Consider the following 25,078-nt stretch of genomic DNA (forward strand, 5'->3'; position numbering starts at 1 on the left):
ATGTAATTATTATTTACAGAATTTTTATTAATTAAATTAATAAATATAACTAAAAGTCAAGGGGGAAGTAGTTGATGTCTAAAAAGATTATAAGTATAATGATGAGTTTATTAATAGCAACTTCATTAATAGGATGTGGCAAAACAAATGATGCGTCACAGGATAAGTCTAAGACAAATACGGAAGATAACATTAATATAGATGAAAAAGATAAGGATCTACAAGGATCATGGGCAAAAAATTATACATTAGATCAAACTAAAAAGTTATACAATGAAAAGTTAGCTAAGATTGAAGGGATAACTAAGGACTTTGGATTAAAATATTCAAAGGGTGAAAAAATAAAAGAAGAAAATGGTGTATCAATAAATGATAATTCCATATATTTTGATAATGAAAAACCAGAAAAGAATAAAATTGAAAGTATGTATTTTGGAATGAAAACGTATGGGGAAGACTTAGCATATGGAGATATAAGCTTAAAATTAAGTCTGAATTTTGATGGCGAAGGTGCGATAAAAAATAATAATTTTGATTTAGGTAAAACATCTTTTGCAAAGTACATAGCAGCGTTTACAGGACAAGAAAATAGAGATTATTCTCAGATTAACAAAGAAATAATTCAAAAATTAAAAAATGGAGACAATGATATTAAGTTGGACAACACAATAGATGGCTTAAAAGAAGAAATTCTAGTCACTAAAGAGTGTATAATATATAATTTGTCTACTAAAAAATATAAATTTGCTGATGCAGATATGAGTATGAAGTAGACTGTAAGGGGGAATTTTTCTTGGAAAAAGATAATATGAAAGAAAATGAAATAGAAAGTAAGGCAAAGGAAACTGAAGCTAAAGAAGAGGTTGTAGTCAGTAAAGATAACACAATATCTAAAAATGATGAATCAGTAGCCAATGAAGATAAACCTTCTATTTTTAAAGTTATTTGTGCAAATGCTCTAGATCAGTTATTAATGGTTGCATTTTCTGCATTACTATTATTAATATTTGATTTAGTGCTAAGAATGTTCCAATATAGAGTTGTAAGAGATAATGGAATATTAATATTAATGGTAGCAGGTATATATTTCGTGTTTAATTGTATTTATGATCCATTAATGAAGAAAACAAAATTAAAAAATACAATTGCAAAAAAAATACTTAATATTTAGACATAATTTAGGTACAATCGAATCATGTGCCTTAAAAAACAATTTGTTTAATAGATTGGTATTTATAATTTAAATGAAGTTACTAGTCTTTTATTTGATTGAGTATCTTGAAAATAATAGATTAGTATGTTTGTGTATTTTATGTTAGGCATACGAAAATAAATAACAAGTTCAATTTGCTGTGGATATTTTTCATTAGGAAAGGAGGTAAATTGACTTGTTATTTTTTTGAATGTACCTTATACTAAGTTGGAAAGTTTAAAGGATAGCTTGTTTGCTATTACGAAAGCTTACTTAATTGACGAATATGCTTTTTGCATGACAAAAAATACATATCATATTATGGGGGAATTATTTTTCTTCATATTATTAAGTAATTAGAATTAAACAAGCTTAAAAAGCAAATTATATTAAGAAAAAATACGAGTATATAGGAGTAAATAATGAAAAGAGGAAGCGACTTAACAGTAAAAATAGAAAAATTACAATTTCCATCAACTGGTATAGGATATGCAGAGGATAAAATAATATATGTAAAAAATGCTTTCCCAGGCCAAACAATAACAGGAAGAGTAAAGAAGAAGAGAGAAGAGTATGCTGAAGTAAAATTATTAAGCGTAGATGAAAAGGCAGATTATGAAATTGAAGCACCATGTCCTCACTTTGGAGTTTGTGGAGGATGCTCATCACAAAGTTTGCCATATGAAAAGCAATTAGAATTTTTAAGTGAAGAAGTTCAAGCGTTATTTAAAGAAGCAGATGTTAAAGCAGGAGAATATTTAGGTATTTTAGGAAGCCCAAGTCAATGGGAATACAGAAACAAAATGGAGTTCACTTTTGGAGATGAAGCAAAAGGTGCACCACTTTCACTTGGAATGCATATGAGAGGAAAATCTTTTGGTATAAAAACAGTTGATCAATGTAAACTTGTTGATGAAGATTATAGAAAGATTATAAAATTAACATCAGATTACTTTGGTGAAAAGGATTTACCATATTATAGAATAATGAAGGCTGAAGGATATTTAAGACACTTAGTTATAAGAAAAGCTCAAAATACAGGAGAACTATTAGTAAACTTAGTGACAACTACTCAAATTGACTTTGACCTAACTGAATATGTTAAATTATTAAGAGAACAAAGTTATAAAGGAAATTTAGTATCAATAATACATACAGAAAATGACTCTAAATCCGATGCAGTAATACCTGAAAAAGTTAATATATTATACGGAAAAGATTACATTAGAGAAACTTTACTTGGATTAGAATTTAACATATCACCATTTTCATTTTTCCAAACTAACACAAAAGGTGCAGAAAGCCTTTATTCAATGGTTAGAGAATTTATGGGAGATAGTGAAAATAAGGTTGTATTTGATTTATATTGTGGTACAGGAACAATTGGTCAAATAGTTGCACCAAAAGCTAAAAAGGTTGTAGGAATTGAACTTATAGAAGAAGCTGTTGAAGCTGCAAAAGAAAATGCAAAATTAAACGGATTAAATAATTGTGAATTCTTAGCAGGAGATGTAGCTGAAATAATTAAACAAGTAAAAGATAAACCAGATATAATTATTTTAGATCCACCAAGAAGTGGAGTACACCCTAAGGCACTTGACTATGTAATTAAATTCAAAGCACCAGAAATAATATATGTTTCATGTAATCCAAAAACATTAGTAAATGATCTTAAGGTGTTAGTAGAAAAAGGATATAAGGTGGTTCAAACTAAGGTGAAAGATATGTTCCCGAATACTCCTCATGCTGAAACTGTAGTGAAGCTAATTAAGAAATAGAGCCATTTATAAGGATTTAAAGATATAAAAAATAGCTATTTACCACTAATTTGCCACCATAATATTTAATTTGGTGGCAAATTTTTTGTTATATTTTCAAAAATATCAACAGTACTATTCTTCATTTTATCAGTTACATGTGAATAAGTATCCATTGTAGTGGCAAGTTTGCTATGTCCTAACCTCTTCTGTATTTCTTTAATATTAGCTCACCTTTCAAGCAATAAAGTAGCATGTGTATGTCTTAAGCTATGCATAGAGAAATTGATACAAAGTTCATTCTTAACAACTCTACTCAGATATTTGTATGTATTTGTAGTCAAAGGTTCACCATTTTCTTTAGTACAAACAAAGTTTGAATTACGATACCATTGACCGTAGTTTTCTTTATTTTGTAATTGCCATTCGTTATGTTTTCTTAATATATTAATTAGAGTATTACCAATATTGATACTTCTATATGAAGATTTTGTTTTTGGTGTACTAAGTATAAATTCTTTCATTCCTTTAGTGCCAGTTTCTATTAAAGTATGCTTTACATGAATAATTCCATTATCTAAATCTACATTATCCTATGTTAAGGAGACTATTTCGCCACCTCTCATGCCAGTATGAAAAGCTATCTGTAATGGAATATAAAACTTTTACATGCCTTTTCAAGGGCACGGCTTGAATATATTCCTTCCATATATCTATAAACTATAATTGCAAACATGGTTTCAGGTAAGATTGTTGGATTTCTACCAATAGTAGAGTAAGTTTTATTTAATTCTGTATAATCTAATCCCTCCATAACATCATAAAGCATTCTTACTGAATCATCATTAGGTATAATATTTTCAAAACTTATTGGGAAACCTATTTGATGAATAGGTATAATATTTCTGTTTTTCATATTAATATTATGCGCTAAAAGGGGCTGTTGCAAAACTAACAGAGTTTAGTTTTGTAGCGGCGCATTTTTTAATGTCTAGGAAAGTATAAAAATTTTGAAATTTGAAAGCCAGTCATATCAATGGCTAAGAGAAATTTAGCGTGCAAAAACGTGATTAAGGGAGAGCGTGGCACAGGCACTTTGTTCTTCTCTAGGAAATTATATTATTGGACAATCTGTGGATAACTAATAAAATATAGATATTATGATGAAAGAGAAAATAACAGTAAAAGATATATTAAAGGATAACTATAATGATTTTAAAAATAAATATTGGGATAAGGTTCCGAAATATATGCGAAAGCATATTGATGAAGCAGTAAGTAAGTCTTTAAAGTGTAGCGATATTAAGTACGGATTTGCAGAATATAAGTGTGAAATATGTGGAGAGAGTACAAAGGTTCCATTTACATGTAAAAGTAAATTTTGTAATAGGTGTGGTAGATTATATACAATGAAATGGGCTGAAAAACAAAGGCAAACTATGCTAAGAGTTGTACATGGACACAGTGTATTTACACTACCGAAAGAACTTAGAAATTATTTTTATTCTAAGAGAGAATTATTAAAGGAATTACAAGAGGGAGTAAATGAAGTAATTAAGTATTGGTACAATAAAAAGAAAGGCTCTAATTATGAAGTTGGAGTAATTGCAGTAATTCATACTTTTGGTGGGGATTTAAAATGGAATCCACATGTACATGCTTTAGTAACTGAAGGTGCAGTTGATAAAAAGACAAAGAGGTAGAAGCAAGTTGAGTATATACCATATCCATATTTGAAAAAATCATGGCAAAAAGTTTTATTAGAAATAATAAAAAAGCACTTTAATTCTTATAAGACAAGGCAATTAATAAGTTATCTGTACAAAAAATACCCGAAAGGTTTTTATAACTTATTTTTCGCTTCCAATTTTGGAAACACTCATTCTATAAGGTTTTAGGAGCAGTGTTATATTTTCTGATATTTCAGGGGATCCCTCAACCATGCGGCTTTCAGAGCTGGAAGCGAAAATCAGTTTGTAATAATTATTACAAACAAAATTATAATTAGGCGAAAGAATGCTAATAAACATTAATATGGATATTTATCATAATATAATTAATTGTCTAATATAATGTTATAAAGTATAATAATGGTATATTATGAAATATAGTGGTATTACTTTATGAATTATCAAAGTATTTTGATAAAAACTACGATATAAATCTATTAATATACTTAATAGATACACTTTTATATATTCATGCAATAAATAAAGATATGTTATATAAAGTTATTGGTAGAAAGATTAAGGAAATAGCAACGATATATTTTAAAAAAATTATATTGATGTAGATGGTGAAAATGAACCTATTAATGGTGAACAGAAGAAATATTAAAAAGAATACTAATATAAAAGCATTAAAATAAAAATTAGAAGAGGCAGGAGATAAAAATGACGGTAACATTAAGTAAGGGTCAAAAAGTTGATTTGACAAAGAAAAATCCTAATTTAAATAATGTTATAGTGGGGATTGGATGGGATGTAAATCAAAATTCAAGGGGATACAGTTTTGATTTGGATGCATCTGCATTTCTATTGAATAGTTTTAACAAGGTAAATAATGAAGATGACTTTATTTTTTATAATAATCCTAATGGAGGACAAGGAACAATTATACATAGTGGTGACAATAAAACTGGTGTTGGTAGTGGAGATGATGAGCAAATTAAAATCAATCTTGGATTAGTGCCTTCCAATATAGAAAAAATTGCGTTTACAATAACAATAAATGATGCGAAAGAAAGAAATCAGAATTTTGGCCAAATATCTAATTCATACATTAGGATTATTGATGCAGATACTTCAGAAGTTATTTTGCGTTATGATCTTGGAAGGGACTTTTCAATAGAAACAGCCATTGTCGTAGCTGAACTATATCGCTACAATAATGAATGGAAATTTAATGCTGTAGGAAGTGGATTCCAAGGTGGATTAGCAGCTCTATGTAATATGTTTGGAATAGAAGTAGAGGAAGAGCAGTCAAATAATTCATATCCTTCTGCTCCAGTATATTCTCAAAATCCTATAGTACATACTCGTTACGATCAAAACCAAGGATATAATCCTCAAACCTTAGATAATAATCAACAAATATATAATTCACAGTTATCTAATGGAAATCAACAATCAGAAATTACTTGTCCATATTGCCATTCTACTCAAGTAACAGCAGGTAAAAAGGGCTTTGGAGTAGGAAAAGCAATTGTTGGTGGATTACTTTTAGGACCAGTTGGTCTTTTAGGTGGACTTATAGGAAGTAAGAATATTGAATTTTTATGTATAAATTGCAATAAACGTTGGAGTGCATCTAATAATATTAATTCAGCACAATGGCTAAGGGAACAATCTAATAACGCAAAAAATATAGTCAATAGATATTTAGATAATGATTTTGTTGAAGCATTAGTTGCTGGAAGTGCATTAGTTGCTATGGCAGATGGTGTTATAGAATATTCAGAAAGAGAGCGTTTGATAAATTATTTTAAAACAAGTCAAGAAATGAAACACATAGATACTAATATGGTGTTATCTAAATTTGATTGTTATACTCAAAAATTACAAAGAGATTTTATGATGGGAAAAGCAGAATTACTAAGAATAATAGCAAAAATGAGAACAAAGCTAGATGCAGCACGTTTTGTTGTTAGATTATGTTGCACAATAGGTTTGGCTGATGGAGAATTTAGTAATATAGAAAAACAAGTGATTGGTGAAATTTGTAAGGAACTTAACTTGAATACCTCAGAATTTGTATATTAAATAAAAAATATATGGTGTATTATGTAATATTTGGTTAAAATTTATATGGATATTTTTATAATTTATGATAATATTGATATATATATCAAAAAAATAAATTATTATATAATTAAATGTAAATTATATAATAAAATTATTAGGAGGAAAATAATGGGGATAGTTCTTAAAAAAGGGCAAAAAATTGATTTAACAAAGGGAAATGCATCATTAAAGAAAATATTAATAGGATTAGGCTGGGACACTAATAAATATGATGGTGGATATGACTTTGATTTGGATGCAGCAGCATTTTGTTGTGGAGAAGATGGAATGGTTCATAATGATTTAGATTTTATATTTTATAACAATTTAAAACATAGTTCAGGAGCTATAGAGCATTTAGGGGATAATTTAACAGGTGATGGAGATGGTAATGATGAAGAAATTATAATTGATTTATCATTAATTCCACAAAATATAAGCAGAATTAATTTTACTGTTACAATTCACGAACCAGAAGAAAGAAAACAAAATTTTGGACAAGTCTCCAATGCATACGTAAGAGTTGTAAACTCAGATAATAGTCAAGAACTTTTAAAATATGATTTAGGAGAAGATTTTTCAATAGAAACTGCTATAGTTGTTGCTGAAATTTATAGATATAATGAAGAATGGAAATTTAATGCAATAGGTAGCGGATTTCAAGGTGGATTAGCAGCATTATGTAGAAACTTTGGATTAAATGTATAGAAAAGAAATTGATTAATAGATTAAAACATAAAGGGGAATGATAATGAGTATAAACTTGGTAAAGGGACAAAAGATTGATTTAACCAAAAATAATAGTACTTTAAAAAAATTAATAGTAGGGCTTGGATGGGATCCGGTAAAGCAAGAGAAAAAAGGATTTTTTAATTTAGGTTCTTCTAAACCTGATGTAGATGTAGATGCATCAGTACTTATGTTAAGAAATAATAGATTTATAAGTAAAGAAGATTTAATATATTTTGGTAATTTAAAAAGTAAGTGTGGAGGAGTTATACACGCAGGAGATAACCTAACAGGTGATGGAGATGGGGATGATGAGCAAATCTTAGTTGATTTATCTAAAATTCCTCACGATGTAAATAAATTAATCTTTGTAACTAATATATATCAATGTATAGAAAGAAAGCAAAGTTTTGGAATGATTGAAAATGCGTTTATAAGAATAGCAGATTATAATAACAATCAAAATATTGCTATGTTTAATTTGACAGAAGATTATAATGGTAAAACAGCTTTAATAATTGGAGAAGTATATAGACATAATAATGAATGGAAGTTTGCAGCAATAGGAGAAGGTACACAAGATACATGTTTAGGGGATATGGCTGAGAAATATCGTTAAAATAATTTTATAATATTTGGAGGGATTTCAATGGGAATTGTATTAAAAAAGGGACAAAAAGTAGATTTAACTAAAGGTAATGCATCATTAAAAAAAGTAATAATAGGACTTGGTTGGGATGTTAATAAATATGATGGTGGTAATGATTTTGATTTAGATGCAGTAGCTTTTTGCTGCGGAGAAGATGGAAAAGTTCATAATGAAGCAGATATGATATTTTATAATAACCTAAAGCACAGTTCAGGAGCGATAGAGCATTTAGGAGATAATTTAACAGGAGATGGAGATGGAGATGATGAACAAATGCTAATTGATTTATCGTCAATTCCACAACATATTAATAAAATTGATTTTACTGTTACCATTCATGAAGCGGAAGAAAGAAAGCAAAACTTTGGACAAGTATCTAATTCATATGTTAGAGTAGTTAATTCAGATACTAAGGAAGAACTTATAAAATATGATTTAGGTGAAGATTTTTCAATAGAAACTGCTATAGTTGTAGCAGAGCTTTATAGAAATGGATCAGAATGGAAATTTAATGCTATAGGAAGTGCATTCGAAGGTGGATTAGCAGCCTTATGTAAAAATTTTGGGTTGAATGTCTAAACGTTCAAAAATCATTATAAATTTTAAAAATAATTTAATAAATATTAAGGAGTAAAAAATATATGCTACAAAGTATAATAGATAACTATAGTCAATTTTTTTCATTGGCGAATTTTGAAGGGGTATTCACGGTAACAGGGATATCAACTATATTACTATTGATATTACTGGAAGGATTACTTTCGGCAGATAATGCTTTGGTGTTGGCTATGATGGTTAAACATCTTCCAGAAAAACAACAAAAAAAAGCACTTATGTATGGAATTTGGGGAGCGTACATTTTTAGATTTTTAGTAATAGGTGTAGGAACATACTTAATTAAATTCACTTGGATAAAGGCTATTGGTGCACTTTATCTACTTTACATGGCTTATAAAGGATTATTTGGCGGTGGTGAAGAAGATCCTGATATAAGTAAAATTGTAAAAAAAGGATTATGGGCCACTGTAGCTAGTGTAGAATTAATGGATATTGTTTTTTCAATAGATAGTGTTACAGCAGCACTTGCAGTAAGTGATAAGGTTTGGGTATTATTCCTTGGAGCAATATTTGGAATTCTAATGATGAGAGGTGTTGCTCAAATATTCGTAGTCTTGATAGAAAAAGTTCCAGAACTGGAAAAAACAGCATATATACTTATTGCTTTAATAGGACTTAAACTAGGAGTAACATTAGTAGGAATTGAAGTTCCAGATTTATTATTTTTCTCAGTATTAATAATAGTATTTTTAGGAACATTTGTGGTTAGCAAGTTTAATAAAAGAAATGAAAGTACAACTGCATAATTGTGGTTAGTGGGTTGAGCTTATGTTCAACCCATTTTTAATAACTTTAGGAATAATTTGAATATAACTGAAAGAATAATTGATTATTAAATAAAGGAGAGAGTTAAAAATGTCAATAGTATTAGAAAAAGGATCAAAAATAAATTTGTCAAAGGAAAATAGACAATTAGGGAAAATAAATATAAATTTAAATTGGAATTCAGGAACTCAAAAGGGGATATTTTCATCATTGTTTGGCTCTAAAGCTATTGATTTAGATTTAGGATGTCTTTATGAGTTGAAAGATGGAAAAATTGGAACGGTACAAGCATTAGGAAACAGCTTTGGTAGTTTTGATAGAGCACCGTACATATTTTTAGATGGTGATGATAGAACTGGAACAAATGCAGATGGCGAAAATTTGTTTATAAATGGAAATCAAATAAAAGATATAAAGAGGATTCTTGTATATACATTTATATATAAAGGAGCAGCAAGTTGGAAAGAAGCTAATGGAAAGGTTTGTATTAATGTGCCTGGCCAAGAGGAGATTTTAATCAATATGGATGAGTACAATAATAAGTATATTATGTGTGCATTAGCAATGATTGAAAATGTAAATGATAATAATTTTTCAGTAGAAAAATTAGTTAGATTTTTTGATGGACATAAATCAATGGATAAGGAATATAACTGGGGATTGAAATGGGTAGCAGGTAGAAAGTAGGGATTATTTATGGGCTTAGGATTTAGAAAAAATGTAAATATAATTCCAGGTGTGAAACTTAATCTAAGTAGAAGTGGTCATTCAATTTCATTAAATTCGAAAGGAATGAAATACAATATAAGTAGTAGAGGAACTAGGATTACATATTCAATTTTTGGCACTGTAATAAAAAAGATTTTTTGAGAAATGGAGATAAGACAATATGGAGTTTATAAAGGGGCAAAAAACAAAATTAGAACAATTAGTATCTAATATGAAGATAACTATAAAATCAGATATGAATTTTATTAAAGACAATATAGATTTGGATATGTGTTGTTTTGGTGTAGATAAAGATGAAAAATTATCTGATGATAGATATTTTATTTTTTATAATCAGTTAACATCGCCAGAAGAATCGATAAAAAAATTTCAAGATAGAAATATATTTGAAATAGATATTAAATTGATTCCACCAACGATAAAGAAAATTGTATTATGCGCAACCATAGATGGACAAGGTACTGTGAAAGATGTAAAGAATGGTAGCTTGAGACTTATGGATGGGGAAAGAGAAGTAGGACAATTAAAAATTGAAGGTAAGGATTATACCAGTGAAAAGTCAATTATTCTTGCTGAAATTTACGAAAGAGATGGGATTTGGAGATTAGGTATAGTTGCAAGTGGATTTAATGGTGGTTTAGGTGATATATTAAGAAATTATGGTGGAGAAGAAATTGAAGAAAGTGAATTAACTAATTTAGATGAGTCAGTGCATACAAAGCAAGAAGACTTGGGAAAAAATATTTATCTAGAAAAAAAGGATAGAGTTCAAAAATTAGTATTAGAAAAAGCACCACATTTAATTGATTTGACCAAAAAGGTAACTATAACACTAGAAAAAAAACATATGGAACAAACTACTGCTAGTGTTGTAGTTATATTAGATAATTCAGGTTCAATGGATTGGCAATATAGAAACGGCGATATTCAAAGAACAATGGATAAATTATTGCCAGTAGCTTTGATGTTTGATGATAATGGTGAACTGGATACATGGGCATTTGCAAGTAAAACTAAACATTTATCACCTATAACATTAGATAATATTAAAAACTATTTAAATGAAGAATCTAAAGGGTGGAAAAAATGGCATATAGGATGGGGAAATGATGAGCCTAAAGTCATGAGTGAATTAATTAATCAATATATGTATAACCATTTACCGGTATATGTAATTTTTTTAAGTGATGGTGGCATTTATGAAACTCGTAAGATTAAAAAATTATTAATAGAATCATCTAATTATCCAATTTTCTGGCAGTTTATGGGAGTTGGAGGTTCTAATTACGGAATATTAGAAGAATTAGATGAAATGGAAGGAAGAATTGTAGACAATGCTAATTTCTTTTCGATAGATAATATTAATTCGTTATCTGATGAAGCATTGTATGAAAAACTGTTAAATGAATTTCCTATATGGTTAAAAGAAGCTTCTTCAAAAGGAATAATAAAAAAATAATTATTTGAAGGCATATATTTTAGGTACAAATTCAGTGAATAGAAAAGGGGAATGGATAATGGGAATTATAGTAGGAATAGATTTAGGAACTACAAACTCAGCAGTTGCATGTTTAAGAAGAGGAAAGGTTCAGATCGTTCAAATAGATGGTAAAAATACAGTCCCATCTGTTGTAGCACTTAGAAATGATGAAATAATAGTTGGACAGCAAGCAAAATCACGTCTTTTAATTGATCCTAAAAATTCAGTAGCTTCAAGCAAAAGAGAAATTGGAAAAGATGTACATTATAATTTAGGGGGAAAGATTTTTACACCTGAAGATGTAGCAGTTAATATTTTGAAGACTATTAAAATGAAAGCAAGTGAAGCTTTAGGAGAAGAAGTGGAAGAAGCAGTTGTAACAGTTCCAGCTTACTTTACATCTGAGCAGAGACAGATTACTAAATCTGCAGCTGAAAGAGCTGGTTTAAAGGTTTTAAGATTAATGCCAGAGCCAACAGCAGCAGCTTTAGATTATGGTATTGATCAAAATAAAAATCAGACTCTAATGGTGTATGACTTAGGTGGAGGAACATTTGATATATCAATAATGCAAGTAAAAGGAAATAATTTTGAAATTTTAGCTGTTGATGGTGATTCGAGGCTTGGTGGAGATGATTTCGATCAAGTAATTTGTAATTTATTATATAAACAGATTAATAAAGATTTAAATATTTCAATTACTTTAGAAAAGGAAAGAAAATATATATCAGCAGTAACTAAAGTAAAAGAGGCAGCAGAAAAAGCTAAGATAGATTTATCAGATATGGATGAGGTAGAAGTTATATTACCTAATTTGATTGATGATTACTGTTTAGAAAAAACAATAACAAGAAATGAATTTAATGAATTATCTAAACCATTAATAGATAGAACTATAGAGAAGATGAATATGGCTATGAAGAGTATAAATTATACTGAGGATGATATTGATAGGGTAATTTTAGTAGGTGGTTCTACAAAAATGCCAATAATCAGGGAAAGTGTTAAGAATAGAATTAAAGAACCTTATATGGCTCCAAATGTAGATGAAGTAGTTGCAAGAGGTGCCGCACTTATGGCAACGTCACTCGCAACTCCTGATTATCAGAAAAAGAGCGGAATTGATTTATTAAAGAAGATTGTAGTAAAGGAAAAAACAGTCTTTACATATGGAATTGATCTATTAGACAGATATAATAAATTAGTATTTACACCAATTATAAAAAAAGGATCAATGCTTCCTGCTTTAGATGGTGTTATTGGAGCTACATCAAGACCATATCAAGAAAGAGTTTTACTTAATGTGTTTAGGGGTGATAATCCAGTTCCTAATGAAAATGAATATTTAGGCGAATTAGTTCTTGATATAAATAAGCCAATGCAGCAAGAGATTCCAATATTAGCATTGTTTGAAATCGATGAAAATATGATAATTAGATTTAGGAGTGTGCAACTTCCTATTAGTCAAGAGTATGCAGAACTTATAGGAAGTAATGATATAAAGAGATTAAAAGCTTATCTGGATATGGGTAGACTTAAGGCTACAGAAGTAATCATTGATGCTAAGGAAAATGGGAGGTAACAAAAATGAGTATAATATTATCAAAAAGTTCATATGTGTTAGGAATAGATTTAGGAACATCAACAACTATAGCTTCGGTTTTTACAAAAGGCAAAAGTAGAATTATTAAAATAGACAGTAATGATTATATTCCATCAGTAGTTTCATTTTTAAATGATGATACTAAGTTAGTAGGGATGCAAGCAAAGGGAAGAATGATGATAGACCCTGTAAATACAGTTGCCTCTATCAAAAGACATATGGGGGAAGATAGTTATAAAGTAAAGATAAATGACAAAGAATATTCACCTGAAGAAATATCAGCAGAAATATTAAAAAAGATAGTTGAAGCAGCTAAGGAACAAGATAATTTTGAACCATTAGGCGAAATTGCTAATGCAGTAATTTGTATACCAGCTAATTTTACTGATAATGCAAAGCAAGCAACTTTGAAGGCAGCAGAACTTGCAAATTTAAATGTATTATATTTATTAGAAGAGCCAGTAGCAGCAGCTATAATGTATGGATTTAATGCGACCAAAAGTCAAAAGATATTAGTTTATGATTTAGGTGGAGGAACTTTTGATGTATGTATATTAGATGCTAATACATCAGAAAGTGGAAATGCAAACTATGATATTTTAGCAAAAGAAGGAATAAATCAGCTTGGTGGAGATGATTTTGATCAAAAGTTAATGGAAATGATTAATACTAAGTTCTTAGAAGAAAATAATATTGATATTTTAGATACAACTAAAGACCAAGGAATAAGCAAAAAGAAAATAAAACAAGCTATTCAAAAATTAAAAGAAGCTGCTGAAAAGGCTAAAATAGAATTAAGTGAAAATGATGCTACCAATGTACTAATTCCAAATATTATTCAAAATGAAGAAGGAGATTTGTTAAGTGTTGATGTAGAAATCACAAAAGAGGAATTTAATGCTGCAATAGATCCTTTAATAGATAAGACTGAAGAAACTGTTAAATGTGCTTTAGAAAATGCTAAATTAACAGTAGAAGATATTGATAAGATTATTTTGGTTGGAGGTTCAACTTTAGTTCCAAGAATTAAAGAAAAAGTAAAAGACATTTTTGGAATAGAACCTTATAGCAACTTTAATCCAAGAACTATAGTATCAGAAGGTGCTGCGATTTTTGGAGCTACTTTATCAGTTCCATCAGATTGTGTGGAAAATAATGAAGTAAAGCCAGAAGGAGATATAAATATATCCCAAATAGTAACTCATAACTTAGGTATTATGATTTCAGGAATGAGATTTTCAAAATTAATAGAAAAAGGAATAGAAATACCTAAAGGACAAGTAATAAGTGAGGAAAAAGAATATTCTACTCAATCTGATAATCAAACAGAATTAACTCTTCTAATTTATCAATGTGATGAAGATGTTGAATTTATTAATGAAAAGAATGTAGAGGGCAATGATAAAGCTATTTGTATAGGAGAATTTAAATTAAGTAATATTCCATCTAAACCAAAGGGTGAAGAAAAAATAGTTGTTAAATTTGATGTTAATGAAGAAAACATAGTTAATGTAACAGCAAAATGTATTAGTAACGGAAGCGAAAGTAATGTTACATTGGATGTAAAAAGATCGTAATGAGAGGTGAAACCAATGAGTGAAATTAACAATAGTAATCCAACTATGGACAAGCAAAATAAAAGTGATTTAGAAAATGAAGTGTCCAAAGAATCAAGTAACATCCCACGAAGTAAGGATAATCAAAATACGGATGTGGAAGTTAACAATAACAAAGAAGTTCAACTTGAAGATAAGAAGGAACAGTCAATATTAAATGTTCAAGAAGAGAGTAATGAGTGTGAAGAAAAAGCTTATTCGGATAAAAAAGAACAAGTATTAACTGATAATGAAATAGTAAAAAATAAGGATGAAATTCAAGCTGAAGATAAACAAGAAATAAAATGTGAAGATAATATAAATGTTCAAGAAGAAAGCTGCGAGTGTGAAGAAAAAGTTTATTTAGACAAAAAAGAAGAAGTATCAATTGACAATCAAATAGAAAAAAATGATGATGAATTTACAGCTGAAAATAATCAAGAAGCTCAATTTGAAGATAAAAAGGAACAGTCAATATTAAATAATGAAGTGCTAGAAAATAATAATAAAATAGATTTAGAAGAGAAAGATGAGTTTAAAACCAAAAAAGATATTGAAATAATAATAGACGATGATAAAGAAAACGTAAAAGAAGAAGAATTAAACTCAGAGTATGATTTAAATGACTATAAAGATCAAATAGAGAAAGACATCATAGTTTATGAAAGAAATCTGCTAAATTATAAGCAATGGGCTTTAGAGGGAAAAGAATTAGTTTTAAATTCAAAGAAAACTTTTAATAAAATTGAGTTGCTAGTTGAAAAATTTAATAAAGAAATATCAATCACACTAGAAGAATTAAATGCTGAAGATAAAAAGCTTGTTGAAAATAGAATAAAAGGCATTAATATGATTAATAAAATGAGTAAAAATGCTATAAATAATAGAACAAATAAATTATTAGAAATGATAAATCAAGATTTTAACAATGTGAGCATCATCAGTGATATCAATGATAAATATGAAGATGAAATAAGAAGCATTTTAAATGAAAACTATAGTAATATTGCTTATATTGAGTCAAAAAAGTCTAATTTAATAGATACATATTTCAATTTTATAGAAGGAAATTTATTTCCTATTATGGATGGAGTTGAATCTGGAATAAGTTTTGTTAAGAATTCAACTAAAGAAATTATTCAAAATGAAATATTACCAGTATATATAAAATTAAAGAAATACTTTGATGAATTATTATTTAGCATAAATATAAGCAAAATGGAAGTTCAGCTAAAAACAAAAATAGATTTTTCTTATATTGAGGTATTAGATATTGAAAATACTGAAGATGAAAGTTTAGATGAAACAATTGAAAGTGTTATTAGAAGTGGATATGAGTATTTAAAAGATGTTTATGGAGTAGGTCATAATCATGTATTACGTCAAGCTCAAATTGTAGCTTATAAATATAAAAAATAGGTGGGGAAAAATAATGAAATATGATGCACAAAATTCACCAGTAATAGGTATTGATTTAGGAACAACTTATAGTTCTGTAGCAAGATGGACAGGAAAAGATGCCGATGTTTATAGTCCAAAAGGTGAAAGATGTTTAAGATCAGTAGTTTATTATGATGAAAAAAATGATAAATATATATATGGTAATGCTGCTTTTATGAGTGGAATATTAAATCCTGATAATGTAATTATTGGTGTTAAGAGATTAATGGATGATAATAATATTAAAATTAAGTTAGGGTCTAAGGCACATTCACCAGTAGAAATATCATCGATGATATTGAAAAATATTTATGATAGCATACAAAATATGTTTCCAAGTGGAGTATATAATTCATCAGGAGTTGTTGTTACAGTACCATATTATTTTAAATCACATCAGCTTCAAAATACATCAGAAGCAGCTAAATTAGCTGGATTAGATTTGTTAGGAATAATTCAAGAGCCAATAGCGGCAGCATTTGCTTATGGCCTTCATCATTCAGAGACAGATAAAGTTAGAGATGAAAATATCTTAGTCTTTGACTTAGGTGGAGGAACTTTCGACTTAACAATTATTAATATAAAAGAAAATCACAATGAACTTTTATTTAATGTAATTGGGATAGGGGGAGACGATAGGCTAGGCGGATTGGATTTTGATAAATCATTTATGGATTACATAATAGAAAAAGAAGGAATTGATTTTGAAAGTGTACAGCTTGAAAAACTTAAAAAGGTAGGAAAACAAAAATTATTAGATACAGTAATAAAGAGTAAGGAAATTCTAAGTTCTACAGATAATACTTATATAGCAGTACCAGATGTTATTCCAGGAATGCATATAGATGCAGAGTATACAAGAGAAGATTTTGAGAAAGCAATTGAAGTATATTTAGAAAAAATAAGAAAAATAACAAAAGAAACAATTAATAATGCTGGAATTAAAGCGACTGATATTAACAAGGTAATAAAGGTTGGTGGATCAAGTAAAATTGCTATTATAGATGAAATAATTAAAGAAGAATGTGGAGACGGTAAAACTTATTCAGATATAGATCCAAGCCTTTGTGTTGCACAAGGAGCAGCCATATATGCAGCTTACCTATCAAAGAACTTAGATTCTGATAAAAATATTAAGATAGAAACAGCAGTAGCACATGCATTGGGCGTTGAAGATGCAGAAGGAAACTTTATTGCATTAATTGAACAAAATCAAAAAACTCCAGCGAAGGAAACTTTAACATTTACAACAGATGAAGATAATCAAACAGAAATTGATGTTGAAGTTTATCAGGGAACTAATGATAAAGCTAGAGATAATGCGCATGTAGGAACTGTTAGAGTTACAGGATTGAAACCATTTCCTAAGTATCAGCTAGAAATTATAATAACATTTGAAGTTGGAAGCTCTCAGGAAGTTAAAGTAACAATTCAAGAGGCAACGAGTGGGATAAATAAAATTGAAGTATTGAAATTAATATAATGCACAATAATTTTAAGTAGACAAATATGTGAGGAGAATTTACAGAAGATAAAGATAGCTAGAAGATAATTATAAATTAAGAAGGTGAAAAAATGTTTTTTATTACTGTTATTGGAAGTTTAATTTTAAGTACAGCAGTACTTGGAATAATAAATAAAAAATTAAAGTTTATATCATTGAGTAGTAAAAAGGCTGCTATAGTATGGGCAATTTGCTTTTTTATATCGATGATAGTTATTAGTATTGCTACAAGTCTAATACATGGAGTATTAAGTATTATATTATTAGCAATAAAAATTGCACCAATAGTTTTAGTTATTTATGGAGTATATTATATTATAAAGAAGTTAAATAATACAGGAACTAATATAGAATAATTGTTTCATAGAATTAAAGTATAATTTATATTGTAAAACGTGAGTATCTTTTACGAAATTTGTTATATGATAAAGTGTTAATTGAAGCTTTTGGATTACTGAGATAGTATGGTAAAAGTTCAATTAACTCTTTTTAATTTATTATTTATTCTTTTTTGTGTTTTAAACATGATAAAAGCCCTAAATATCCAAGTTTAATTTAAGGTTGAATTAAGAGTTATACAAGTATTTTTTTGTATAATTAAAATATATTATTTTATGAGATGATGAAAGTAGTATGAGATTTAGGCATAAGCAAAAAATAATAGACCAAAGATGTGATGCATATTTCTTGTCAGACAAGGCGGTGAATTTTACTCATAGTGGATCTATTAGCTGAATTTGCTGATGAGGTATGACGTGGAATAGGCAAACATATTGGTTTATTATTTTTTTTTATTGTGCTTTATTTAAATATATATGTTTTAAGATGATGGGGGAGATAATATGCAGTTAGAATTAAAAGGAATTAAAAAATCTTTTGAGAGTAAGCGTGTATTAAAAGATATAAACTTTATTTTTGAAAAAGGAAAAATATATGGATTGCTTGGACGAAACGGAGCAGGAAAAACTACTCTTTTTAATTGCTTAAGTGGTGAAATTAATCAAGATGAGGGGAATGCTATTTTACGAATTAATGGACATGAAAGTGATTTAAGTAATGATGACATAGGATATGTTTTTTCAACACCAATTCTTCCAGAGTTTCTTACAGGATATGAATTTATAAAATTTTATTTGGATATATTTAAAAATAGAGTTTCAGAACTAAAAACTATTGATGAATATTTTAATATGATGAAAATCCAAGAAGAAGATAGGCATAAATTAATTAAAGGTTATTCACATGGTATGAAAAATAAACTGCAAATGCTATGTTTTATTATTGCAAAACCGCCAGTAATATTGCTTGATGAGCCACTTACTTCTTTAGATGTTGTAGTTGCACTTGAAATTAAAAAGATGTTAAAAGAAATAAAACATAATCATATAATTATTTTTTCAACGCATATTTTACAGCTTGCAACAGATTTATGTGATGAAATTGTAGTACTTAGTGAAGGTAAGCTAGAGCAAATTAATCATGAAATGTTAAAGAGCAGCAAATTTGAAGAGGAAATAATAGAACTACTAAAGGATGAAAAAGATGATTGATACATTAAAAAACATTTTAAACATTAGCATGTCTAATAGAATTAATTTTCTTATATACTATTTTAAGTGTATTCCTATTATAGGTAAGTTACTAAAGGATACAGTATATAAGGAAATGAAAATAAAAAAAATTATTTCAATATTTGCAGTATTAACCAAAATAGTACAAGGCTTATTAGGGCCAATTGCATATGTATCAATAGCAATATATTTACCAATCTTCTTTTTTTATAAGAGTTACAGTGTAGAAGATAAATATTCAGTATTTACATATTTGCTGTTTGTGCTTAGTTTTGTTTTTGGAGCAACTGCAAGTTCATCAGCTTTGACTCCTAGCAAAGATAAGTTTGTTTGTATTAAATTAATGAAAATGAGAGCTAGAGATTATGCAATATCAATTATATTTTGTGAATATATATGGGGTGGAGTACGTCTTTTACCTGCATTAATTATTGTAAGTAAGATTTTAGGTGGAACAATTTTTCAAGGAATAGAGTTAACCTTATTACTTACCATGTTTAGATTTTGTGGTGAGGCATTACATTTATTTATTTTTGAAAAGAAAAATATTATATTGTGCAAAAATTATATATTTATAATAATCTATGGAATTCTAGCGTTAATTACTGCATATGTTCCTGCTGCTTTTAAAATAATTTTACCAGTAGATAAATATTTATTTAATAAAATTATTATACTAATCATAATTCTGCTTGGCATTATAAGCATTGTTTATACATTAAAGTACAAATTTTATTCCAAGGCATTTAATGCTGCTAATAAATTAAATGAATTATATAGTGATAATCATAAGTTAAATGAAGCGAGATTTGAAGATGTAAAGATAAATGAAAATGAATTTAAAGAGTTGGAATTAAATTCACAGATATGTAGTGATAAAGAAGGATATGAATACTTAAATGCATTATTTTTTATGAGGCATAGAAAACTTTTATATAAACCAATGTATATAGAGCTTATTATAATTGCACTCATATTTTTAGCAGCTCTTGTAGTTCAAATAGTATTTCCAAGTTTTATGAATGAGTTCATAGGAGAAATTGATAAAACTATTCCAGGATTATTGCTTATTATGTATTCTATATCTAATTCTAGAAGAATAACAAAAGCTATGTTTTATAATTGCGATATAAGTCTATTAAGATACGGATTTTATAGAGAGAAAAATGTAATCTTAAAAAATTTCAAGATAAGATTATTTAAAGTTGCGTTTATAAATTTAATTCCTGCAACAGCAATAGCGAGTTCGCTTATGATAATTGCACTGATGAATGGTGTGGATAATTTTGTGAATATATTACCTATGGTATTTATGATTTTAATTTTATCATTGTTTTTTTCTGTTCACGATTTATTTTTATATTATATAATGCAGCCATATACAACGGAGCTAAACATTAAAAGTCCATTCTTTAATATAATTAATGGAATAGTGTTTTGGATTTGTTATTTGAGTTCAAAAATTAAGACTCCGCCAGCATATTTTGCTGGAATTGTGCTTGTAATTACTGTTGTGTATATAATTGTAGCACTTGTTACAGTGTATAAATTATCATGGAAGACTTTCAAGGTTAAATAGTTTTAAGCTATAAAAAAATTAACCAGTATTAAATTCATTTATATAATACTGGTTAATTTTTTTCTTTTATTTAATTTACTATTAAATTTTTATGACTAATCAATTATTTAGCTGCTTCAAATATCCATAATTGATTACTAGTTCCTCCGTAAGTCCATTGACATACATTGGCACCATCAAAAGTTTGGAAGTTATAATCATCTAATGCCTTAGTTTGATTACTACTCATAGTTGTAATTCCATATGCTCCGTTTGTTGAAGAAGATTTAAGAGCAAACTTTTGTGCATTGTTTGAATATGCATTAAAAATACGAATATTTGAGCCATCTTTATTCTCACCATTGTATACATCAAGCATATAGTTACCTAAAGCACTCTTTAATGTAACATAGCCATTTCCTACATTTTTTAAGTACCATTTTTGACCAGCAGCTCCTGAACCTGTACCAAGTTCAACATTTTGAGCAGCTTTTCCTACATTATTTGCAACTTGAAGATATTTTTGTGCATTAACATTTTTGATGTAATACCATCCATCACTTAATGTTTGAGTAGTTCCACTTGTATTAGTACTATCTTTTGTAGTGCTACTACCTGTACCATATGCTGAATCAGAAAATGCTTTTAAAACTGAATTATATGCTTCTTTTGGTGTTGAATAATTAGAATATAATAATGGTCTAACATATACTGGATCATTACGACGCCATGAATGATCATCACTTAATCCCCAAAATACAAGGGCACTAATATTTGCACCTGATTTTTTCACAGATAAAATAGCAGACATTAAATCATAATAATATTTTGATTGTTCTGATAAAGAAGTACATCCAACATCAAGTTCTGTAATTTGAATTTCAAATCCTGCTTTTGCAAATGCTTGTAATGCGCTTTTATAATAAGCAACTGATGGGAAATTAGTACTCAAGTGAGATTGCATACCTATTCCTGCACACACTTTTCTATCTGAATTAATGTAATTGATTAATTTAATAATATTATCTACTTCCATATATTCGTTGTAATCATTATAAAATAATTTAACTTTATTTGTTAATTTGTAATATGCTAATGTGTCATATGCATACTGAAAGGCTTGTTTTACGAAAGCTGGTTTTGTGCCAAGATTTCCATAAATCTTTTGCCATCCAGTAGCTTTGTCACTTCCTGCAGGTGCTGCATGTAAATATTCATTTGCAACATCCCATGCATAAATTACACTTCCATATTTACTTGAAAATACATGGTTCATAACAGTTTTAATATAGAATTCCATTCTTTTATTCATGACATCAGGAGTTACATATCCACCATTATTGTTATAGCCACTTCTAAAATACCAATCTGGAGTTTGTGAATGCCAAAGAAGTGTATGGCCACGCATTGATAATCCATTGTCAAAACAGAACTTCAACATATTATCTACAGTTGTAAAATTAAGTTTTGGAACTGTACTTTCTGAATAATTATCAGGAATATAGTAACCAAGTGCTTTTGCTTGTGCTACAGGAATCACATTTGCAGAATGACCTAAAATAGCATCAGGTTTCATTTCATTTTCTGCAGTTACACTATTATATTCCTTCTTTATAGCGCTTTTTGCATTGGGATCTGAAATTTGGGATGCGTTTAATATATTTCCCACCTTTCCAAACACTTTCCCATAAGTATTTAATAAATTAGCATTACTTGTATTGTTTGTTGTTGCTGCGTTTGCCTGAATTCCTGGAGTACAAAATGTACTACCAATAAGGAGTGCAGACAAAATTATGCTTACATATTTTTTCATATTATTTTCCTCCTTGTAATATAGAATTATTAATTATAATGATTTTATTGAGTTTTCAAAATTTACTTTCAGACTAATACTTCACTATTTGGCTGCTTCAAATATCCATAGCTGATTATTAGTTCCACCATAAGTCCATTGACATACATTGGCACCATCAAAAGTTTGGAAGTTATAATCATCTAATGCTTTAGTTTGGTTACTACTCATAGTTGTAATTCCATATGCTCCGTTTGTTGAAGAAGATTTAAGAGCAAACTTTTGTGCATTGTTTGAATATGCATTAAAAATACGAATATTTGAGCCATCTTTATTCTCACCATTGTATACATCAAGCATATAGTTACCTAAAGCACTCTTTAATGTAACATAGCCATTTCCTACATTTTTTAAGTACCATTTTTGACCAGCAGCTCCTGAACCTGTACCAAGTTCAACATTTTGAGCAGCTTTTCCTACATTATTTGCAACTTGAAGATATTTTTGTGCATTAACATTTTTGATGTAATACCATCCATCACTTAATGTTTGAGTAGTTCCACTTGTATTAGTACTATCTTTTGTAGTGCTACTACCTGTTCCTGAAGCAGGATTCTTAGAAAATTGCCAATTATCTACTACACAATCATTAGATGATACAAAGAACAATTTCTTTGTTCCTGTAATATTAGAAACATTTGCTGATACATTTGTAAATGCATTTCCTGTTGGTGGTACAACAACATATCCTAAAGCTTTATTGGATGGATTATCAGTACATACTTTAATTACTGATCCTTTTTGCGATGATACCTTCATAGTAATAGATGCTGGACCTGTTCCAAATCCTACATTAGAAACTCCAACCCAATTACCAGCGCTCATTTGAACATCTGTATTTCCTAAACCTTGTACCTTTATGCCTCCTTGCCAAGCCATAGTTGACATTTGATTTAACGTATAAGGATTCAAATCTTTTGTTTGTGCTACACCAGTAAGTGTTCCAGTCGCTGGAGATATTTTTCCATTACTTATGTTTATCTCATCAACTTGTGCGCTTCTGTATCCCTTATTAGTGCCCATCTTATTTTCAAGCCACTGAGAATGATAGAAGATATACCATTTGTTTTTAAATTTTACAATTGAATGGTGATTATTTCCGTAGCATCCAAAATATTTTCCAGGATTCTTTAAAATAGTACCCTTATAGGTAAATGGCCCTGTTGGACTATTACTTGTCATGTATGCAATCTCTGCAACACCTGGATCACTGCTATTAGATCTAGATTCCCAATTTGTACAATAAGTATAGTAATAAGTATTTCCATCTTTGTTGAGTCCTGAGTCCTCAAGTATATATGGTGCATCTATTGTAGTAGGAGTTCCAGCAAGACTAATCATATCAGCCCCAAGTTTAACAACTCTAGATGTTTTAGGGTGTGCTGCCTGTCCATTTGGAACACCGCCGCCAAAAGATAAATATGCACTTCCATCATCATCAATAAAAACTGCTGGATCAAAAAGCCAAGTAATATTAGAGCAATTTGGAGTAGCTTTATTAACTAGGGCATGTCCTAGTGGATCTTTCCATGGTCCTGTTGGTGAATCACTTGTTAATACTCCAATTCCGCCTCCTCTATCTGCGAAATAAAGAAAGAATCTTTCCTTTCCATTTATAGTTTTATGTGCTGCTGCTGGAGCCCATGAATGTGTTGCCCATTTAGCAGCACCATTGCTTCCAGCAACGTTAATTGTACCGTGATCAGTCCAATTCGCCATATCATCAGAAGACATACAGTTAATTGTTTGAACGTTATCGAATGAGTTAGCAATTACAGCCCCTTTACTGTCATACATGTAATGATCATTTGTTGAATATACATACACTCTCCCGTTATACTCCATCACCCCTGGATCAGCAGCAAACTTTTGAGTCATGCACGGATTTCCTTGAGTCAAATCTTTATATCCTTTTGCTAGTGCAATAGAATTAAATTGTGACTCATAAGATGAATTTGATGTTACCACAGCTGCATTCGCATCTTTACATTCAAAAGAAACACCTGTTAAACAAATGCTAAGTGATAACAATGGTATAAGCATCTTTTTGTAAACCATAACATTTTTCCCCCTTATTTAGTAATACAATATTTTTAGCTAAGAAATTTATTTAATTTCTTAACCAAGTATATGTTAAAACATATGCTAAATTAAATAAATACATTTTCCTCTAAAAATACAAAATCAGGAACAAAAAGTCAGTAATTAATTTATTTAGTCACCTGCAGGTTTATTTGTTGAATACTATATGATA

21 protein-coding genes and 2 pseudogenes are annotated in these 25,078 nt (G+C 28.8%); 19 read left to right on the forward strand and 4 right to left on the reverse strand.

Annotated features, from left to right (window positions below; translation table 11 throughout):
- The first annotated feature begins 74 nt into the window (after positions 1–74).
- The 3 genes from CLSA_RS03195 to rlmD all read left to right on the forward strand — a co-directional run bounded on the left by CLSA_RS03195 (position 75) and on the right by rlmD (position 2,970).
- The gene (locus tag CLSA_RS03195) at positions 75–773 is read left to right on the forward strand and encodes a hypothetical protein (RefSeq protein WP_022743951.1); all 699 of its coding nucleotides are present in this window, start codon (positions 75–77) and stop codon (positions 771–773) included.
- Positions 774–793: 20 nt separating this feature from the next.
- Positions 794–1,171, forward strand: a complete 378-nt coding sequence (locus tag CLSA_RS03200; protein WP_022743952.1) for a hypothetical protein — start codon at positions 794–796, stop codon at positions 1,169–1,171.
- Between the two features lie 443 nt (positions 1,172–1,614).
- A complete protein-coding gene (rlmD, locus tag CLSA_RS03205) occupies positions 1,615–2,970 on the forward strand; it encodes a 23S rRNA (uracil(1939)-C(5))-methyltransferase RlmD (RefSeq protein WP_022743953.1) in 1,356 nt (451 codons plus the stop codon).
- Positions 2,971–3,035: 65 nt separating this feature from the next.
- Here rlmD and CLSA_RS24635 read toward each other — a convergent pair.
- Both CLSA_RS24635 and CLSA_RS03215 read right to left on the reverse strand, forming a co-directional pair.
- Positions 3,036–3,611, reverse strand: a pseudogene (locus tag CLSA_RS24635) (site-specific integrase); the annotation flags it as partial.
- A gap of 2 nt (positions 3,612–3,613) precedes the next feature.
- A pseudogene (locus CLSA_RS03215) lies at positions 3,614–3,865 on the reverse strand (transposase); the annotation flags it as partial.
- 244 nt (positions 3,866–4,109) lie between these two features.
- Here CLSA_RS03215 and CLSA_RS03220 point away from each other — a divergent pair.
- The 16 genes from CLSA_RS03220 (at position 4,110) to CLSA_RS03290 (ending at position 20,993) form a co-directional block, all read left to right on the forward strand.
- Positions 4,110–4,652, forward strand: a complete 543-nt coding sequence (locus CLSA_RS03220; RefSeq protein ID WP_022743956.1) for an IS91 family transposase — start codon at positions 4,110–4,112, stop codon at positions 4,650–4,652.
- 690 nt (positions 4,653–5,342) lie between these two features.
- Positions 5,343–6,710 carry a TerD family protein gene (locus CLSA_RS24430; RefSeq protein WP_022743957.1) on the forward strand — a complete coding sequence of 456 codons (1,368 nt, stop codon included), beginning with the start codon at positions 5,343–5,345 and terminating at the stop codon, positions 6,708–6,710.
- A 150-nt stretch (positions 6,711–6,860) separates the two neighbouring features.
- Positions 6,861–7,439: a TerD family protein gene (locus tag CLSA_RS03230; RefSeq protein ID WP_022743958.1), complete on the forward strand. Its 579-nt coding sequence runs from the start codon at positions 6,861–6,863 to the stop codon at positions 7,437–7,439.
- 43 nt (positions 7,440–7,482) lie between these two features.
- Complete coding sequence (locus tag CLSA_RS03235; protein WP_022743959.1) at positions 7,483–8,079, forward strand: TerD family protein; 597 nt, start codon at positions 7,483–7,485, stop codon at positions 8,077–8,079.
- Positions 8,080–8,109: 30 nt separating this feature from the next.
- The gene (locus CLSA_RS03240) at positions 8,110–8,688 is read left to right on the forward strand and encodes a TerD family protein (protein ID WP_022743960.1); all 579 of its coding nucleotides are present in this window, start codon (positions 8,110–8,112) and stop codon (positions 8,686–8,688) included.
- A gap of 62 nt (positions 8,689–8,750) precedes the next feature.
- Positions 8,751–9,473 carry a TerC family protein gene (locus CLSA_RS03245; protein ID WP_022743961.1) on the forward strand — a complete coding sequence of 241 codons (723 nt, stop codon included), beginning with the start codon at positions 8,751–8,753 and terminating at the stop codon, positions 9,471–9,473.
- Between the two features lie 109 nt (positions 9,474–9,582).
- Positions 9,583–10,179, forward strand: coding sequence for a TerD family protein (locus CLSA_RS03250; protein WP_022743962.1), 597 nt, complete (start codon positions 9,583–9,585; stop codon positions 10,177–10,179).
- A gap of 9 nt (positions 10,180–10,188) precedes the next feature.
- Positions 10,189–10,362, forward strand: a complete 174-nt coding sequence (locus CLSA_RS22345) for a DUF4236 domain-containing protein (protein WP_022743963.1) — start codon at positions 10,189–10,191, stop codon at positions 10,360–10,362.
- 19 nt (positions 10,363–10,381) lie between these two features.
- On the forward strand, positions 10,382–11,680 hold the full coding sequence (locus CLSA_RS03255) for a VWA domain-containing protein (protein ID WP_022743964.1): 1,299 nt from the start codon (positions 10,382–10,384) through the stop codon (positions 11,678–11,680).
- A 58-nt stretch (positions 11,681–11,738) separates the two neighbouring features.
- Positions 11,739–13,283 carry an Hsp70 family protein gene (locus tag CLSA_RS03260; RefSeq protein ID WP_022743965.1) on the forward strand — a complete coding sequence of 515 codons (1,545 nt, stop codon included), beginning with the start codon at positions 11,739–11,741 and terminating at the stop codon, positions 13,281–13,283.
- A 5-nt stretch (positions 13,284–13,288) separates the two neighbouring features.
- Complete coding sequence (locus CLSA_RS03265) at positions 13,289–14,881, forward strand: Hsp70 family protein (RefSeq protein WP_022743966.1); 1,593 nt, start codon at positions 13,289–13,291, stop codon at positions 14,879–14,881.
- 15 nt (positions 14,882–14,896) lie between these two features.
- Entirely contained in the window at positions 14,897–16,318 is a 1,422-nt protein-coding gene (locus tag CLSA_RS03270) for a hypothetical protein (protein WP_022743967.1), read from the forward strand.
- A 13-nt stretch (positions 16,319–16,331) separates the two neighbouring features.
- On the forward strand, positions 16,332–17,822 hold the full coding sequence (locus tag CLSA_RS03275) for an Hsp70 family protein (protein WP_022743968.1): 1,491 nt from the start codon (positions 16,332–16,334) through the stop codon (positions 17,820–17,822).
- Positions 17,823–17,914: 92 nt separating this feature from the next.
- On the forward strand, positions 17,915–18,199 hold the full coding sequence (locus CLSA_RS03280; RefSeq protein ID WP_022743969.1) for a hypothetical protein: 285 nt from the start codon (positions 17,915–17,917) through the stop codon (positions 18,197–18,199).
- 486 nt (positions 18,200–18,685) lie between these two features.
- Complete coding sequence (locus CLSA_RS03285; RefSeq protein ID WP_022743970.1) at positions 18,686–19,393, forward strand: ABC transporter ATP-binding protein; 708 nt, start codon at positions 18,686–18,688, stop codon at positions 19,391–19,393.
- Entirely contained in the window at positions 19,386–20,993 is a 1,608-nt protein-coding gene (locus CLSA_RS03290) for a hypothetical protein (RefSeq protein WP_022743971.1), read from the forward strand. The genes CLSA_RS03285 and CLSA_RS03290 overlap by 8 nt, the downstream gene beginning before the upstream one ends.
- A gap of 103 nt (positions 20,994–21,096) precedes the next feature.
- On the opposite strand, the gene CLSA_RS03295 is transcribed toward CLSA_RS03290, so the two are convergent.
- Both CLSA_RS03295 and CLSA_RS23730 read right to left on the reverse strand, forming a co-directional pair.
- On the reverse strand, positions 21,097–22,785 hold the full coding sequence (locus CLSA_RS03295; protein WP_022743972.1) for an endo-1,4-beta-xylanase: 1,689 nt from the start codon (positions 22,783–22,785) through the stop codon (positions 21,097–21,099).
- Positions 22,786–22,869: 84 nt separating this feature from the next.
- Entirely contained in the window at positions 22,870–24,882 is a 2,013-nt protein-coding gene (locus CLSA_RS23730; protein ID WP_022743973.1) for a family 43 glycosylhydrolase, read from the reverse strand.
- Positions 24,883–25,078 lie beyond the last annotated feature (196 nt).

The organism is Clostridium saccharobutylicum DSM 13864 (assembly GCF_000473995.1).
Lineage (GTDB): Bacteria > Bacillota > Clostridia > Clostridiales > Clostridiaceae > Clostridium > Clostridium saccharobutylicum.